This window comes from Ralstonia chuxiongensis (assembly GCF_024158925.1).
GTDB classification, from domain to species: Bacteria; Pseudomonadota; Gammaproteobacteria; order Burkholderiales; family Burkholderiaceae; genus Ralstonia; species Ralstonia chuxiongensis.
In genome coordinates this window covers 144,407-160,987 of sequence record NZ_JAMYWC010000006.1, presented here as the reverse complement: position 1 = coordinate 160,987, position 16,581 = coordinate 144,407, and the positions used below count along the sequence as shown (strand labels likewise).

The window sequence follows — 16,581 nt, the reverse complement described above, 5'->3', positions numbered from 1 at the left end:
AATGGGTTTTCTTCAGGTCCGCGCTTCGCGCAGCAGATTCAGCGCAGACAGCACGGGCCGGTCGGAATAGCTGAACAGCACCGTATCCTCCGATGCGTTGAGCTGCACCGGCGCCCACGACGGCGCGACAAACACGTCGCGCGGCTCGAACTCAAATTGCGCGTCGCCAATGCATACCGTGCCGCGGCCTTCCACCACGCTGTAGACGGTGGCGTCGGTGCTGCGGTAGGTCTTGCCCGCAAAGCCCTTGGGCAGGAACTGCATGAAGGTGGCGATGGTCGGCATCGGCCACCCGCCCGTGGCGGGATTTACGTAGCGCAGCTTCACGCCATCCCAGGGGTCCAGTTCGCCGTGGCGGTAGAGCTTGTCGAGCGCTTCGAGCGAGCGCGCATACGGATAGCTGAAGATCGGTGACGTGGGGTCGGTCACGCGATGGCGCACCGGCACCATGTTGTGGCCGAAGCGCGCGTAGCTGTCGCCTTCCGGGCGCATCACGGGTTGCTGGGCTTCGGGGTAGTTCTCGGCAAAGCCGCAGTCGAACTGCTGTACCAGCGGAATGTCGAGGCCGTCCAGCCAAACCACGGGTTCGCCACCATCCTCAAGCGTCGGGCAGCCGTGGTCGTGCCACGTCCACGAAGGCGTGATGATGAAATCGCCGGGGTGCATCGTGGTGCGTTCGCCGTTGACGGCCGTCCACGCGCCACGGCCTTCGACAATGAAGCGCAGCGCCGATTGCGTATGCCGGTGGCTCGGCGCGATCTCACCGGGCAGGATCAACTGCAGCCCAGCGTACAGTGTGGACGTAATGCTGGCCTTGCCCGGCAGCCCCGGGTTCTCCAGGATCAGAACGCGGCGCACGGCCTCTTCCGCACTGATGACGTCGCCGGCCTGCATCACCAGCGGGCGCACGTCGTTGTACTTCCAGATGGCGGGCACGATGCGCGGTTTGGGCTCGCGCGGCACCAGCGAATGCAGCGATTCCCACAGCGGCGCCAGTTGCTTGCCTTCGAGTTGGGCGTAGTACGCGCCGCGCTCGATCTGCAGCGTGGTTGATGTCATGGCCACTCCTTTACAGCTCGACAAAGACGTGGCCGTCTTCGATCTTGATCGGGAACGTGCGCACGTCGGTCGTGAGCGGTTCGCACATCGCCTTGCCCGAGCGCACGTCGAACTTCCCCTGGTGCAGCGGGCATTCGATCTCGTAGCCGTCGAGAAAGCCGTCGCACAGGCGCGCGTGGCCGTGTGTGCAGACGTTGTCGGTGGCGAAGACTTCACCGGCAACGCGGTACACCGCGATCTCTGCGTCGCCCGCACTGACGGCAATCACGTCGTCGTCCGGCAGGTCGTCCACGCTGATGAGCTTGAGCCAGGCGGTGGTTGATGTATTGCTCATGGGCAGACCTCAGATCGGATAGATGATCGAGTTCGGGATCATTTCGCTGTCGAACACGCAGGTGCGCGACTTCAGCTTCAATCCCGTTTCGGTGCGGACGATGGTGTCGATGTAGCGGCCGACGTTGAACACCGTCGACAACTCATCGGGCTTGGTGCGGAACACGGCGTAGTTGGCCTGCGCTTCAATGCAGTCGCCTTCCACGTGCGTGACTTCGGGCAGGCCCACCACATGGCGCTGGTAATACGGGTCGTGGAAGATCGTCTCGGTGATGCCGTAGATGCGGTCCTTCAACATGCCCTTGCTTTCAAACGACAGCGTGGCGAGCGGAAAACCGCGTTCGTAGTTTTCGCGCGGCTGGACCTTGTAGGTGCAGTCGTCGACGAAGAGGTCGGTCCATTGGTCCCACGCTGCGTTGTCCACGGCGCTGGCATAGCGCGTGTAAAGCGCTAGCAGTTGCTGGTAGGTCGAGAAATCGAGCGTGTCAGTCGCGTCAGCCATGTCAGATCTCCATCACCTTGCGCCAGTATTCGTACATGCCGCGGATGAGCGTTTCCGTGACCATGTGGTCGGTGTCGCCCACTTCGCGGCCGCCGAGTTCGACCACGGTGCGGTGGGCAGGCTTTTGTTCGAAGCCTTCCTGAGAAAACTCGATGACCTCGCCGTCGTCTGCTGAGACAAAGCCGGCGGGCCCGAACAGGTTGGCCTGGCGCAGGCGGCGCTGCGTCATCTCTTCGGTGTCGTCTTCAAAGCCGAAATGGGTCCAGACGAAATCGAACGAGCCGTGGCCGTTGGGCTGGATGTGTCGCGTCGACACCGAATTGACCTGCTGCTGGATGATCACGCTCGGGAAGACGGTCATCATCACGGCCGTCGGGCCGCCCCACCAGGGTTCCTGCACGACATCGAGAAAGCGGTCGTCGTGCAGCGTCATCTTCTCTTTGAAGCTGGTGACGCCGCTGGTGACGGCGCTTTTTCCGCCGGTGCCGCGTGTGGAGATCATCGCGGCGTGGCGATGCAGCGCATCCATCTTCAGCTCTGATTTGTTGTCCGCCCGCCAGAGCCCGAACGTGACGAACCATGTGTGCAAAAGCCCCGGGTGATACGGGTCTTTGATGTTCTCCTGCATCAGCTTCCAGTTGCCCGGAATGCGCTGCTTGTTGTAGCCAAGGATCTTCAGCTTGCGACCGTCGAACACGCGGTCGAAGTAACCGAGGATGGTGGGCCCAAGAAAGTCTTCCAAAGACGGCAGGTCATGGTCGAACGAGGCAAAGATGACCCCGTTGCGCACGGCCACGTTGAGCTGCGTGAGGCCGTGTTCCTTCGGATCGAAATCGGCAGGCATGCCGCCCCGCACCTTGCCTTCGGACTTCACGCCCCGCCGGAACGGCACGCCGATCAGGTTGCCTTTCAGGTCATAGTTCCACTGGTGGTAGGGGCAGGTGAAGTCTTTGCGGTTGCCGGATTTCTCGCGGCAGAAGCGCACACCGCGGTGCGCGCAGACGTTCTCCACCACGGCTATCGCGCCGTCCGGCGTGCGGGTGACGATCACCGAACGTTCGCCCACCACCGTGCGCTTGAAATCGCCCGCGTTGGGTATCTCCGCTTCCAGGCCGACGTAGCACCAGTGCCCGTTGTAGAACAGGCGTTCCAGCTCGCGCTGGTGGATCTCGTCGTCGGTGTAGGCGCGGAATGGAATCCGGCTGGAGCCATCGTCTTTCCAGACGGGTCTGGAAAACGTGAGGGTCGACTCTTTCATGGGTGTCTCCGAGGCTTGTAATGGGCGTGCTGCTTCAGACGCCAACGGCGTAGAAGGCATCCGCGTAGATGTGTTCGGGCAGCACGCCGCGCTGGCGCAGCAGCAGGCTCGCGGCGTCCACCATGACGGGCGCGCCGGCCAGATAGGCGCGCCAGTCCGCAAGGCTCGACCAGTCGCTCGCCACGGCGTCGGTCACCACCCCCGAGCGGTAGCGGTGGTCTGTATTGGATGTCGTGATGACGACATGCGTGTGCAGGTTCGGCAGGCGCTCGCGCAGCGCGTCCAGCCAATGCGTGCCGTACACGTCGATGGGCGAGCGCACGCCGAAGTACACGTGTACCGGGTTGGTCATGCGCGCATCGGCCATACCGCGCAGGATGGAGAGGATGGGCGCGAGGCCGGTGCCGCCCGCAACGCAAAGGATCGGGTCTGCATTGCGGCGGCGCAGATACGCCGTGCCAAGCGGGCCACTCACGCGCACGTCATCGCCCACCTTGAGTTCGCGGGCAATGTACGAGGTGACGCGGCCATCCGGCACCACGCGCACATGAAACTCAAGCGTGCTCCCTTCGTTGGCAACGGCCATCGAATACGGCCGCACGTGCTTGGGCGTGAACTGCAGCGTGGCGTACTGGCCGGGCGAGTAATCGAGCGGCTTGGCGAGGTCCAGCCGGATGCGCTTGATGTCGTGGGTCATGTCTTCGATGGATGCGACCTTCGACTTGACGATCCGGGCGGCGTGCACGACAACCTCGTCCACTTCCGGCAATTCGATTGCGCAGTCTTCCACCAGCGTGGTCTGACAGGCCAGCACGATCTGGCCCGAGGCCGAGGGGCTGTTCATGTCGGCACCACCCGTGACGGCCACATTGCCGGATACCACCCGGCAGCGGCACGTGCCGCAGCGGCCGGCCATGCAGCTATACGAGATAGGGACTTCGTTGGTGCGAAGGACTTCGAGCAGGTTATCGCCCGAGCGCGCGCTGACGATGCGCTGCAGTGGGGTGACGGTGACGTCCATGCCGTGTCTCCGGGCTAGTCGTTTTTCTGTGTGGAAGCATCATGGCCCGCTTGACGACATACTTAAATAGAAGCAACCTGATGTCTCATATCACTCGCAGTGATAATGCGAGAACACGAGGAGACACGCGGTGGAACTGCAGGACATCGACCTCAACCTGTTGGTCGTCTTCAATGAATTGCTTCGGCAACGTCGTGTCTCTGCCGTGGCGGAAACACTGGGCATCTCGCAACCGGCCATCAGCAATGCGCTGAACCGCATGCGCAAGTTGTTTGGAGACGAGCTGTTCATCCGCACATCGAAAGGCATGGTGCCGACGCCTTTTGCCGAGACACTTGCCGAGCCCATCGCCTACGCGCTCGGGGCGATCTACAACTCGCTCAACGCCACGACCAAGTTCGACCCCAAGACGAGCACGCGTGCCTTCACCATTGCGATGACGGACATCGGCGAGATCTACTTTCTGCCCAGTCTGATGCGCCGCCTGGAGAAGGACGCCCCCGGGGTGACCATCAGCACGGTGCGCAACCATGCCGACACGCTGCGCGACGAGATGGAGGCCGGCCGTGTGGATCTCGCCATTGGCTTTCTGCCGGACCTGAAGGCGGGGTTCTTCCAGCGCAGGCTGTTCAAGCAGCGCTATGTGTGCCTCTTCCGCAAGGGCCATCCGCTCGCCAAGAACGGCATGACGATGAAGGGCTTCCTGGAAGCCGAGCACGTGTCGATCGTTGCCGAGGGAACGGGCCACGGCATGGTGGATTCAACCATCCTGCGGGCAGGGATGTCGCGGCGCGTGAGCCTGCGTGTGCCGCACTTCGTGGCGCTGGGGCACATCCTGCAGTCGACCGACATGATTGCGGTGGTGCCCGAGGCCTATGCCACGCGCACGCTCAAACCGTTTGACCTGGCCACGGCACCTTGCCCGGCCAAGATTCCGGATATCACCATCAATGTGCTGTGGCACGGGCGCAATCACCGCGAGCCGGCCAATCAATGGCTGCGGCAGTTGTTGTTCGAGATGTTTGCTATCTAGGCGGGCAGCAGGGGTGTCCTGCCTTGTTGCTTGCGAGTGCTGGAGCAGCGCTCCACCGTCGAACACTCGAATTCCACCTTTGGATCGTTAGGACTGAGGCTCGAACACTGGCGCTGCAACGTCCGAAGGTCGAGCATCGGGCTCGATCGCTCGACGATGGCCCTCTGGGGGACACACTCCACGGTCAGAGGGGCGAGCGCCATTCTCAAACATTCGATTGCCGCGCTTGGAGGGTGACGCTTCAGTCTCGAAGGCTCGAACGCGACTGTTGGACGCTCGCGCTCGGCCCTGAAACATTCGACCCTTCCGTGCTCCGAGGCTCGCACTCCGCCCTTGGACCGTCGAGCTCGGCGGGTGGAGGCTGGCGTTCCGCTCTCAGATGGTCGAACGCCGCGCTCGGAGGTCGAAATTTTGGACCTCAGACAGCGACACTCCACTGTTTGAGGTCCGTAATCCACCCTCAAGGGGCCGAACGCTTACGTGCCTTCCGGGGCAACGGGCAATGCCTGCCCGCCGCCGGTACGTTTGGCCTGGCTGCCGCATAGGAAGATGGCCACCGCCGCAATTGCTGCCGGCACCGCCACGATCAGGAACAGCAGCTGGAACCCGATGTTCGCCGTCAGCAATACGCCGCCCACCAGTGCACCGCACACCGAACCGAGACGGCCCACGCCCAATGCCCAGCTGATCCCTGTCACACGGTTGGCGGTGGGGTAGAACTGGGCTGCGAACGCATTCGCACCGATTTGCGAGCCGCTGATGCAGAAGCCCACTCCCGTGACGGCAAAGGCGAGCATCGTGCCTTGCGTCACGCCTGTCAGGGCGAGGAATATGGCGCCCAGGCCGTAGGTGCCGCACAGCACGATCGTCGCGGGGTACCGATCCATCAACCGCCCGATGATGAGCGCACCAATGGTGCCGCCCACCTGGTACATCACCGCAATGCGCGACGCCAGCGCGAGCGACACGCCACCCGCGTGAATGAGCGTCGGCAGCCAGTTCGTCAGCAGATAGACGATCAACAGGCTCATGAAGAACACGGTCCACAGTAGCAGCGTGCCCGTGCGGAAAGCCGGCAGGAAGAGCTGCCGCACCGGCGACCCCAACGCCTTGGCCTCATGCAGCGCGAAGCGGGTGTCGGGTGTGACGTCCAATGGCGCAATGCGGTTGAGCAGCTTGCCGACCGCGGTGTTGCTTGCGCCACTGGATACCAGATAGCGCACCGACTCCGGCAGCGCAAAGGCCATCAACGGCACCAGCACCAGTGGCACGACGCCGCCAAACAGCAGCACGCTGCGCCAGCCAAAATCCGGCACCAGTTGCGCCGCGACGATGCCACCAAAGCCCGAGCCCAACGTAAAGCCGCAGAACATGACCGTGGTGAGGAAGGAGCGCCGGCGCTCTGGGCAGTATTCAGACGTGAGGGCGATGGCGTTGGGCATGGCGCCACCCAGGCCAAGGCCAGTCAGGAACCGCAACGCAATCAGGGCACTCACGTTGGGTGCAAACGCCGATGCCACGGTGGCCACGCCAAACGCCGCCACCGTAATCAGCAGCGTGCGTTTGCGCCCGATGCGGTCTGCCAATGGGCCAAAGGCGAGCGCGCCAACCATTAGCCCCGCGAGGCCGGCACTGAACAAAGTGCCCAACACGCCGGGGGTGACGTGCCAGTCCTGCACGAGCGCCGGCGCGATGAAGCCGACGCAGGCGGTGTCAAAGCCGTCAATGGCGACGATGAAAAAGCACAGCGCAACGACGCGCCACTGGAAGGCGGAAAAGCGTTGGCCGTCGAGCCAGGCGCGCACGTCGATGGTTGAAGGGTGGGGCAGCATGGTGTCTCCTCAGTTTTTTGTAGGTGTGCGCTGAAGGTAGCGGGCACCGAGGAGGCACGCCAGTCGGCTGGTGAATGCGCGACATTCACCAGATTGATACTGGACGGAAAAGTTAAGTGTGGCCGGCCTGGGGCGGCCGGTCAAACGACAGCCGAGAGGCGACTCAATGGAAGAACAGCATGCGCGTGCCCAAGGTGTGATGCGCCTCCGCCGCCATCAGCACCATCAGCACCAGCAACGCGAGTGGCGGCATCAGGATGGCGTACACCAGCGCCAGCCGCTCCCACATCATGTGCATGAACACAGAGACGATCAGCCCGGCCTTGGCGATCATCAGCACGACGATCAGCACCCAGCGCGTCAGCCCTTCCACGCGAAAGTAGTCCACCAAGTACGACAGCGTGCTGAGCACGAACAGCAGGCCCCAGATTTTCAGGTAGACGCTGATGCTGTGCTGCTGGCCATGGGTGTCGGGCACCGCTGGCGTGGAGGATGGGTCGGTGTGGTTCATGGCTGCCTCACCACAGGTAGAACAACGCAAAGATGAACACCCAGACGAGATCGACGAAGTGCCAATAGAGGCCCGCGATCTCCACGATCTGGAAGTTGCCGTGCTCGGCAAAGCCAGGCTGCCGGATCTTGCGTGCAACCAGCAGCAGGTAGATCACGCCGCAGGTCACGTGAAAGCCGTGGAACCCGGTGATCATGAAAAAGCACGCGCCAAACTGCGCTGCACCCAGCGGGTTGCCCCAGGGGCGCACGCCTTCGAGCACGATCAGCTTGGTCCACTCGAACGCCTGCAGGCTGACGAAGCAGACGCCCAGCAATGCCGTGGCCAGCATGAGCGCGGCGGCACGCTTCGCATTGCGCCGGTAACCGAAGTTGACGGCCATGGCCATGGTGCCGCTGCTGCTGATGAGCACGAAGGTCATGATGGCGATCAGCAGTAACGGCACCTCCACGCCGCCGATCTTCATGCCGAACACTTCGGCCGTGTCGGGCCATGGCACCGTGGTCGACATGCGCACGGTCATGTAGCCGATCAGGAAGCTGCTGAAGACGAAGGTGTCCGACAGCAGGAAGATCCACATCATGGCCTTGCCCCACGGCACCTTGAAGGCTTCGCGGTCGCCCGACCAGTCGTTGACGACGCCGGGCCAGCCCTCGGGCAAGGCGTTGGCCGAGTCGGTGGGAAGCGTGGGGTTGCTCATGGCGTGGCTCCGTACAACGGCCCGCAGATGGCGCTGACGAATGCGGGCGTGATCCACCACATTGCTGCCAGCAGCACGAGCCACACGGCCAGCAGGAAGTGCCAGTACGTCGCGCAGAGGGCAACGGCCCGTTGCGTGCGATCGGCGTTGCTGTGCAGGCGTGCGACCGTCACCGCCCAGACGACGAGCCCACCGATGACATGCGCCGCATGCAAGCCGGTGAACACATATAGAAAGCTGTTGGAGGGGTTGACTGCCACGCCTTGCCCGGTGGCGGACAGTTGCTGCCACGCTGTCCATTGGCCGAAGACGAACAGCGCGGCAAGCACGCCACCCGCTAGCAGCCAGATTGTGCGGCGCGTGTCTGTGCGCCGTGCCAGTTCCATGGCCACGCTGGCCAGCGCCAGCACGCCAGTGTTCCACCACAGCAGCACGGGGTGCGGAACGGGCATCCAATCCGGCTCGCGCATGCGCATGGCATAGGCCAGGATCAGCAGCGAGAACAGCGCCGTCACCACGGCCATGAAGACGCGCAGGCCAATGCGCCCGGCGTGGGGCAATACAGGCGGGGTTTCGGGAACAAAGTGGCGGGGCAGGGTCGTCATGTGCGCACCCCGCTGGTGTGGAGGATGTCGGTTCCCGGCGCCGCTTCGGTACCCATGTCGGGTGCACCGGTGGGCGGTTCGTTTTGGGGTACGAAGTCATCCACACGGTCGGGCGGGCTGTACTCGTATGCCCAGCGGTAGACCACCGGCAGCGTCGGCCCCCAGTTGCCGTGCACGGGCGGCGTCTGCGGGGTCTGCCATTCGAGCGTGGTTGCCCGCCACGGGTTGGCCTCGGCCTTCTTGCCGCGCACGAGACTCCACGCCAGGTTGAAGAGGAACAGCAACTGCGCCACGCCCACGATGATGGCGATGACGGTGATGAACGTATTCAGCGTCTGCGCCGAAGGCGGGATGAAGCTGTAGCCCTCATACGCGTAGTACCGCCGCGGCATGCCCAGCAAGCCCAGGTAGTGCATCGGGAAGTAGATCAGGTACGTGCCGATGAAGGTGATCCAGAAATGCGCGCGGCCCAGCGTGTCGTTCAGCATGCGGCCCGTCACCTTCGGATACCAGTGATAGAGCCCGCCGAACACGACCAGGATCGGCGACACGCCCATCACCATGTGGAAGTGCGCCACCACGAAGTACGTGTTGGACAGCGGAATGTCCACGCTCACGTTGCCCAGGAACAGCCCCGTCAACCCGCCAATCAGGAACGTGCTGATGAAGCCGATGGCAAACAGCATCGGCACGGTCAGGTGGATGTCGCTATGCCACAGCGTGAGCACCCAGTTGTAGACCTTGAGCGCGGTCGGGATGGCGATGATGAGCGTGGTGGTGGCAAAGAAGAACCCGAAGTACGGGTTCATGCCCGAGACGAACATGTGGTGCGCCCAGACAACGAACGACAGCACACCGATGATCAGGATGGCCCACACCATCATCCGGTAGCCGAAGATGTTCTTGCGCGCGTGCGTGCTGATGAGGTCCGATACGATGCCGAAGGCGGGCAGCGCGACGATATAGACCTCGGGGTGGCCGAAGAACCAGAACAGGTGCTGGAACAGCAGCGGGCTGCCGCCGGCATGCGGCAGATGCTGCCCCATCGACACCACCGCCGGCACAAAGAAGCTGGTGCCCAGCGTCTTGTCGAGCAGCATCATGATGGCCGACACGAACAGCGCCGGAAACGCCAGCAGCGCCAGCACCGTCGCCGTAAAGATGCCCCACACCGTGAGCGGCATGCGCATGAGCGTCATGCCGCGCGTGCGCGCCTGCAGCGTGGTGGTCACGTAGTTCAACCCGCCCATCGTTGCCGCCACGATGAAGATCGCCAGCGACACCAGCATCAGCACAATGCCCCATTCGGTGCCGGGCGTGCCGGGCAGGATCGCCTGCGGCGGATACAACGTCCAGCCCGCGCCGGTCGGCCCGCCCGGTACGAAAAAGCTCGCCACCAGCACCAGCACGGCCAGCAGGTAGACCCAGTAGCTGAGCATGTTCAGAAACGGAAACACCATGTCGCGCGCGCCCAGCATCAGCGGGATCAGGTAGTTGCCGAAGCCGCCGAGGAACAGCGCCGTAAGCAGGTAGATCACCATGATCATTCCGTGCATGGTGACGAACTGGTAGTAGTGGTTGGCGTCGATAAAGGCGAACTTGCCCGGAAAGCCCTGCTGCAGCCGCATCAGGTTCGACAGCACGAGCCCCACCAGCCCGATGGCGATGGCCGTGAGCGCGTACTGCACCGCGATGACCTTGTGGTCCTGGCTCCAGACGTAGCGTGTCCAGAAGCTTTGAGGTGCGTGACCCTGGTCGTGGTCGGTGTCGGCGTGTCCGTAGGACATGGTTTCTCCTCGCTACGGTTTTGCAGCGGTCGCCGCAGCGTCGCCACCTTGCGCTTTGATGTACGCCACCAGCGCTGCGAGTTCCTGCTCGCTCAGGTCGAAGTTCGGCATGATGGGCGCGAAGCCTTTGACCACACGCGCTTTCGGATCGCGGATGAAGGCACGCAGATAGGCTTCATCGGCCACTGCGGTCGAGCCGTCGGCCATGGTTTGTGTGGAGCCGTACAAACCCTTCCATGTCGGGCCGACGCCAGGGGTGCCATTCACCGAGTGGCAGGCGACGCAGCCTTTGGCCTGCGCGAGCGTGTGGCCTTGCTCCGCCAGAGCCTGTGCGCTGCCGCCCGCAGCGGCGGGGGCGGCCTGCACTTTCGCCTTCTGGCTCTGCTCGAAGGTGGTCTGCCGCGCGAGCCAGCGGGCAAACGATGCCTCGTCTTCCACGACCACCACACCGCGCATGTTGGAGTGCCCGATACCGCAGAGCTGCGCGCACAGGATGTCGTAGCGGCCTGCCTTGGTGGGCGTGAACCAGAACGTGGTGATCATGCCCGGCACCATGTTCATGCGCGCGCGGAACGGCGGCACATAAAAGTCATGCAGCACATCGCGCGAGCGCGCCAGCACCTGGATCGGGCGGTTGATCGGCAGGTGCAGTTCGGGGGTTTCGATCAGGTAGTTGTCGCGTCCGTTCGGGTCAGCCGGGTTCATGCCGAACGGGTTGTCATTGCTGATGTAGCGCACGTCGGTCGTGCCGAGCTTGCCGCCGGGGCCGGCAAAGCGGAAGCGCCATTGCCATTGCTGGCCGAGCACTTCCATCTGCAGGGCGTTTGTTGGCGGGCGCACGTAATCGGCATAGACGAACAGGCCGGGCGCGAGCAGCGCTGCCACCCCCACGGTCGTGACGCCGATCAGCCACCATTCCAGTCGCGTGTTGTGCGGCTCGTAGGCGGCGCGTTGGTTGGGTTGGCCATCGCGATGGCGATAGCGCAGGAGCGCCGCGACGACGAAGAGGTTGATGGCGACAAACAGCACGCCGGTGATGACGATGGTGATCGTCAGCGTGTCGTCCATGCGCACCCAGTTGGAGGCGATCGGGGTGATCCACCACGGGCTGGCAAAGTGAAACCCCACCGCCAGCACGACGATCAGCACGAGCGCAATCGCAAGGGCCATGGGCACCTCCCGGCGAGGGATTCCCTCAACACGCTAAAGACAGGCTAGGTCGCGCACTCGGATCGTGCAAGGCAACGTAAGGACGAGGCGCACCCAGCGTACAGATAGCGCCGATGTGGCATCTGCGTGCTGCGCCGCAATGCAAAACGGCCGCCTCCGGCATGTGTTGCCAGAGGCGGCCGCCTCCTGATGGCGCCGCTCAGCTTGCGGCGCCGCAGGAAAAAGGGGCGTGTCAGTGCATCGGTTCGCGTACGCGCCGCTCCAGCATGCCGTAGGTGATGGCCGCCGCCACCCCAAACAGCAGGTTCGCCAGTAGCGGCCCCGAGCCGCGCTCCGACACAAACCACGGAAACACGGCCGTCATGCCGTAGAAGTTCACCGCGTACGCCACGATCCCGAAGACCACGCCAACGGCCGCGAGCATGCCCGGGCTCGAATCGAAGTGGAACGGCGCGATGATGGCGCCAAGGATCATCCCCATGATGGCGCCCAGCACGAAGTGCAGCACGAGCGCCGTCACGACGATGCTGTAGCTGAACAGGGACATCTCTTCCAGTGCGCCCCGGCCCATGACCATGGCGGCGATCTTGTGGGTCGGGCGCCATGGGCTTTCATTGAGCACCATGGTCGACCAGAAGAATTCGAGCACGATGACCAGTGCGCCGCCCACGAGGCCGGCCACGCTGGCGGCGAGCCAGTCAGGCATGCGGCGCTCCCAATGATGCGATTGCATGTGCAGTTCCATACGAACCTCCTGCTGATGTATCTACGCAAGCACTTAGGAATCGGAAGCGCCACTTACGGTGCTGCAAAGCGCTGTGCGACAAGTGCCTTGTGCAAAATCAGTCTGGCAGATACGGGTGCCAACGCAAGGTACAAAATCCATGCGCATCGCACAGCACTACGGCGTTCTGCTCGAACGTGAGCATCAGGGTGTCGGCGATGGCCGGGTCTTCGATGAACAGAAGCAGGCTCGGCTCGGGCGACCACGTGTTCGCCGGGGCATCTTCCGGCGGGCCGCCTTCGCCAGAGAGCCACGGCATGCCGCGCGCGATGGCCCAGGCCAGCAGTTCGGCCTGCCGCGCAGCGTTTTCGTCCGCAGACACCGGGCGGGAGAAAGGCTGGTGCGCTGTCACGAAGACGGCCCATGGTGCATTGGCTTGCGCAAGCAGAGCCGCCACGCATGGGTTGACGGCATCGATGCGCAGCAGCACGTCGCCCTGCGGTGCGCTGACGCGATACCGCGCGCTGCGGTAAGCGGCAATCAACTCAGGTGCGGGAGCGGGCGGATGACGGTGCATTGTTGCGTCGCATGGTCGCGGCCATCTGATTTGGCGCAACGCAAAAGGGCGTTCGATGTCACAGAATAGCGTGTGGGTGGCCCGAACGCTGCCCCAGCACAGTCAGCACAGTCAACACAGTATTCCGACAACCACTCCCCTGCGAGGCTTGAACCATGTACAAGAAGATCCTGGTCGCCATTGATGGCAGCGAAACCAGCAAGCTGGCCCTGGCCGAGGCCGTGCGCCTGGCCAAGGCATTCCAGAGCACTGTCCGCGCCGTTTATATCGTCGACAGCCCGGCCATGCTGTTCGACGTCGGCTATTACGACCCGACCGAGCTGCGCAAGTCGTTTATCCAGGCCGGCACCGCGCTGCTGGCCGATACCGCCGCAACGCTCACCTCTGCCGGTTTGCAGCAGGAAACGGTGCTGGTGGAAACGCAGAACGTGGGTGAGGATGTGGCCGCCGCTCTGCAAGGCGAAGTGGTGCGCAGTGGCGCCGATGTGGTCGTGATCGGCACGCACGGCCGCCGTGGGCTGGCGCATGCGATGCTTGGCAGCGTGGCCGAGAAGTTCATCCGCCAGGCGACCACGCCGGTGTTGCTGGTGCGCGGCCCGGCCAAGGGCTGAGTTTCGGTTGTCGTTGCGCAGGCAGGGCCTCCTGCCTGCGGGTGCCGGATATGATGTTGGGGTTCGATTTGCCCCAACCCAGCGTATCCGTCGCCGCCCCATCATGAATATCAATCCCGACGCTGTGCAGCGTCGCGCCATCCGCACCCTCACCGCACTTGAAGGACGCGTGCTCGGCGTTCTGGTCGAAAAGCAGCACACGGTGCCCGACACTTATCCGCTGACGCTCAATGCGCTGGCGGCCGGCTGCAATCAGAAAACCGCACGTGCGCCGGTCATGTCCGTTACCGAAGCCGAGATCGTTACGGCCATCGACGGGCTGAAATCGATGAGCCTGGTCATGGAAGGCAGCAGCAGCCGCGTGCCGCGCTTCGAGCACAACATGAACCGCGTGCTTGGTGTGCCGAGCCAATCGGTCGCGTTGCTTACCGTGCTGTTGCTGCGCGGTCCGCAGACCGCAGCCGAGCTGCGACTGAACGCCGCGCGGTTCCACACCTTTGCCGACATTTCATCCGTTGAAGCGTTTCTGGATGAGCTGGCTGAGAACGATCCGCCCTATGTCGTCAAGCTGCAGCGTATGCCGGGGGAGCGAGAAAGCCGTTGGATGCACCTGCTCTGCGGTGAAGTTGCGCAAGCCGATATGCGGCAGGGCGACGGCGTTGGCGAGTCCATCTCACCGTCTGAGTTTGAAGCGCTGAAGGCGGAGCAGAAGCAGTTGGCCGACAAGGTGGCCAGGCTTCAGGCGCTTGTCGAACAGATGGCGGGTGAGCTGGGTATCTCGATCGACAAGTCGGTGCTGTAGACGCAACCGGCCGCCCGTATCGGGCGGGGCCGGTCGGTTTGTCTTCAGCTTATGCGCCTGCCGATACGAACAACGTGCAGGCGCCTTCTTCCGCTGCCGACACATTGCGGCGGAAGCCCGAGAAGAGGTCTCGCCCCACGCCTGCGTGGTAATGCGACAGATCGGGCGTGCTGACCCGGCGGGCATTCCACTCCGCCTCCGGCACGCGCACCGAGAGCGTGCCCGCTTCGGCATCCAGCACGACGATGTCGCCATCGCGCACACGCGCGAGCGGCCCGCCGTTGAGCGCTTCCGGCGTGATGTGAATGGCGGCCGGCACCTTGCCCGACGCGCCCGACATGCGGCCGTCCGTCACCAACGCGACCTTGAACCCGCGCTCCTGCAGCACCGACAGCGTCGGCGTGAGCTTGTGCAGCTCAGGCATGCCATTGGCAGCCGGGCCTTGATACGGCAGCACGGCCACGAAGTCGCGCTCCAGTTCGCCGGCCTTGAAGGCATTGATCAGATCGTCCTGCGCAAGGAACACGCGCGCCGGCGCTTCCACAAAACGATGTTCCGGCTTGACCGCCGAAACCTTGATGACCGAGCGCCCGATGTTGCCGTCGAGCACACGCAGGCCGCCGTCCGGCGAGAACGGCTCGGCCACGCCGCGCACGATGTTGGTATCGAGCGAAGCCGCGGCACCATCGCGCCACACGAGTTTGTCACCGTCCAGGAAGGGCTCTTGCGAATGACGGCGCAGGCCCTTGCCCATGATCGTCGTTACGTCGTCGTGCAGCAGGCCCGCATCGATCAGCTCGCGAATCACGATGGACAGGCCACCCGCGGCCTGGAATTCGTTCACGTCGGCCTTGCCGTTCGGGTAGACGCGCGCCAGCAGCGGAATCACGCCCGACAGATCGTTGAAGTCATCCCACGTGAGCAGGATGCCGGCCGCACGCGCCATGGCGATCAGGTGCAGCGTGTGGTTGGTCGAGCCGCCCGTGGCCAGCAGGCCGACGATGCCATTGACGAAGGCGTGCTCATTCAGCACGTCGGCAATGGGGGTGTATTGGTCGCCGCTGAAGACGAGCTTGAGCGCCTGGCGCGCCGATTCACGGGTGAGCGCTTCGCGCAGCGGCGTGTTCGGGTTGATGAAGGCGGTGCCCGGCAGGTGCAGGCCCATCACTTCCATCAGCATCTGGTTGGAGTTGGCCGTGCCGTAGAACGTGCAGGTGCCGGCGCCGTGGTACGACTTGGATTCGGCTTCCAGCAGGTCGGCGCGCGAGAGCTTGCCCTCGGCGTACAGCTGGCGCGTGCGGGCTTTTTCATCATTGCTGATGCCGGTGGTCATCGGGCCGGCCGGCACGAACACGGCGGGCAGGTGGCCGAACGACAGTGCACCGATCACCAGCCCCGGCACGATCTTGTCGCAGACGCCCAGGTACAGCGCCGCATCGAACATCTGGTGCGACAGCGCCACGGCCGTCGACAGGGCAATCGTGTCGCGCGAGAACAGCGACAGCTCCATCCCATCCTGCCCTTGCGTGACGCCATCGCACATGGCCGGCACGCCGCCGGCAAACTGTGCGGTGCCGCCGGCATCCAGTGCGGCCTGCTTGAGCCACGCCGGAAACGCCTCCAGCGGCTGATGCGCAGAGAGCATGTCGTTGTACGCCGAGACAATGCCGAGGTTCGGCCGTTCCAGCGCTTTCAGGCGGATCTTTGCTTCGCCCGGCATGGCCGCAAAACCGTGGGCGAGGTTCGTACACGAAAGCAGCGTACGCTCGACCTTGCGGCCGGCGTTCTTGCGGGTGACGTCCAGATAGGCCTGGCGGGGGCCGCGGCTGCGGTCGATGATGCGCTGGGTGACGGCGGCCAAAGTGCGGTGCAGGGCCATGCGGGTTCTCCTGGGGGGTAGGTCCGGGCAGGACGGAATGCTGTAATTTTCCTACAAATACGCCGGATGTGGTGCAGGGTTTTCCACAGGTACCGCATCCGATGCAGCACCGATAACACGGGCGAGCACGCGAATTGCGTGCCAGGAGACGCGCCGAAGCCTACCCCCTGCGGCAAA

General features: G+C 63.8%; 17 protein-coding genes. 3 read left to right on the top strand and 14 right to left on the bottom strand.

Features of this window, described 5'->3' with window-relative positions:
• Positions 1-12: 12 nt before the first annotated feature.
• The 5 genes from gtdA to NKG59_RS20335 are packed head-to-tail and all read right to left on the bottom strand — an operon-like array spanning position 13 to position 4,173.
• The gene (gene gtdA, locus NKG59_RS20355; RefSeq protein WP_253540531.1) at positions 13-1,059 is read right to left on the bottom strand and encodes a gentisate 1,2-dioxygenase; all 1,047 of its coding nucleotides are present in this window, start codon (positions 1,057-1,059) and stop codon (positions 13-15) included.
• A gap of 10 nt (positions 1,060-1,069) precedes the next feature.
• Complete coding sequence (locus NKG59_RS20350; protein WP_253540528.1) at positions 1,070-1,393, bottom strand: non-heme iron oxygenase ferredoxin subunit; 324 nt, start codon at positions 1,391-1,393, stop codon at positions 1,070-1,072.
• Positions 1,394-1,402: 9 nt separating this feature from the next.
• Positions 1,403-1,894 carry an aromatic-ring-hydroxylating dioxygenase subunit beta gene (locus tag NKG59_RS20345; protein ID WP_253540526.1) on the bottom strand — a complete coding sequence of 164 codons (492 nt, stop codon included), beginning with the start codon at positions 1,892-1,894 and terminating at the stop codon, positions 1,403-1,405.
• A 1-nt stretch (position 1,895) separates the two neighbouring features.
• Positions 1,896-3,152 carry an aromatic ring-hydroxylating dioxygenase subunit alpha gene (locus NKG59_RS20340; RefSeq protein ID WP_253540524.1) on the bottom strand — a complete coding sequence of 419 codons (1,257 nt, stop codon included), beginning with the start codon at positions 3,150-3,152 and terminating at the stop codon, positions 1,896-1,898.
• Between the two features lie 34 nt (positions 3,153-3,186).
• Positions 3,187-4,173: a 2Fe-2S iron-sulfur cluster-binding protein gene (locus NKG59_RS20335; RefSeq protein ID WP_253540523.1), complete on the bottom strand. Its 987-nt coding sequence runs from the start codon at positions 4,171-4,173 to the stop codon at positions 3,187-3,189.
• 130 nt (positions 4,174-4,303) lie between these two features.
• On the opposite strand from NKG59_RS20335, the gene NKG59_RS20330 reads away from it, so the two are divergent.
• Positions 4,304-5,206 carry a LysR family transcriptional regulator gene (locus tag NKG59_RS20330; RefSeq protein WP_253540521.1) on the top strand — a complete coding sequence of 301 codons (903 nt, stop codon included), beginning with the start codon at positions 4,304-4,306 and terminating at the stop codon, positions 5,204-5,206.
• 476 nt (positions 5,207-5,682) lie between these two features.
• Here the strand turns inward: NKG59_RS20330 and NKG59_RS20325 are convergent, their stop codons facing one another.
• The 8 genes from NKG59_RS20325 to NKG59_RS20290 form a co-directional block, all read right to left on the bottom strand.
• On the bottom strand, positions 5,683-7,038 hold the full coding sequence (locus NKG59_RS20325; protein ID WP_253540520.1) for an MFS transporter: 1,356 nt from the start codon (positions 7,036-7,038) through the stop codon (positions 5,683-5,685).
• A 163-nt stretch (positions 7,039-7,201) separates the two neighbouring features.
• Positions 7,202-7,549, bottom strand: a complete 348-nt coding sequence (locus tag NKG59_RS20320; RefSeq protein WP_253540518.1) for a cytochrome C oxidase subunit IV family protein — start codon at positions 7,547-7,549, stop codon at positions 7,202-7,204.
• A gap of 7 nt (positions 7,550-7,556) precedes the next feature.
• Positions 7,557-8,249, bottom strand: coding sequence for a heme-copper oxidase subunit III family protein (locus NKG59_RS20315; protein ID WP_253540504.1), 693 nt, complete (start codon positions 8,247-8,249; stop codon positions 7,557-7,559).
• Complete coding sequence (locus NKG59_RS20310; RefSeq protein WP_253540501.1) at positions 8,246-8,854, bottom strand: cytochrome c oxidase subunit 3; 609 nt, start codon at positions 8,852-8,854, stop codon at positions 8,246-8,248. The genes NKG59_RS20315 and NKG59_RS20310 overlap by 4 nt, the downstream gene beginning before the upstream one ends.
• Positions 8,851-10,641, bottom strand: a complete 1,791-nt coding sequence (gene ctaD / locus NKG59_RS20305; RefSeq protein ID WP_253540498.1) for a cytochrome c oxidase subunit I — start codon at positions 10,639-10,641, stop codon at positions 8,851-8,853. The genes NKG59_RS20310 and ctaD overlap by 4 nt, the downstream gene beginning before the upstream one ends.
• A gap of 12 nt (positions 10,642-10,653) precedes the next feature.
• Positions 10,654-11,811 (bottom strand): cytochrome c oxidase subunit II, encoded by a 1,158-nt coding sequence (locus tag NKG59_RS20300; RefSeq protein WP_253540495.1) that lies wholly within the window; start codon positions 11,809-11,811, stop codon positions 10,654-10,656.
• A 232-nt stretch (positions 11,812-12,043) separates the two neighbouring features.
• Complete coding sequence (locus NKG59_RS20295; RefSeq protein WP_045205726.1) at positions 12,044-12,556, bottom strand: hypothetical protein; 513 nt, start codon at positions 12,554-12,556, stop codon at positions 12,044-12,046.
• Positions 12,557-12,653: 97 nt separating this feature from the next.
• Positions 12,654-13,112, bottom strand: coding sequence for a DUF3293 domain-containing protein (locus tag NKG59_RS20290; RefSeq protein WP_253540492.1), 459 nt, complete (start codon positions 13,110-13,112; stop codon positions 12,654-12,656).
• A gap of 155 nt (positions 13,113-13,267) precedes the next feature.
• Between NKG59_RS20290 and NKG59_RS20285 the strand changes: the two genes are divergently transcribed.
• Positions 13,268-13,723 carry a universal stress protein gene (locus NKG59_RS20285; RefSeq protein ID WP_045205728.1) on the top strand — a complete coding sequence of 152 codons (456 nt, stop codon included), beginning with the start codon at positions 13,268-13,270 and terminating at the stop codon, positions 13,721-13,723.
• A gap of 103 nt (positions 13,724-13,826) precedes the next feature.
• Positions 13,827-14,525 carry a YceH family protein gene (locus NKG59_RS20280; protein ID WP_253540490.1) on the top strand — a complete coding sequence of 233 codons (699 nt, stop codon included), beginning with the start codon at positions 13,827-13,829 and terminating at the stop codon, positions 14,523-14,525.
• Between the two features lie 49 nt (positions 14,526-14,574).
• On the opposite strand, the gene edd is transcribed toward NKG59_RS20280, so the two are convergent.
• Positions 14,575-16,404: a phosphogluconate dehydratase gene (gene edd, locus NKG59_RS20275; protein ID WP_253540487.1), complete on the bottom strand. Its 1,830-nt coding sequence runs from the start codon at positions 16,402-16,404 to the stop codon at positions 14,575-14,577.
• Between the last annotated feature and the right edge of the window lie 177 nt (positions 16,405-16,581).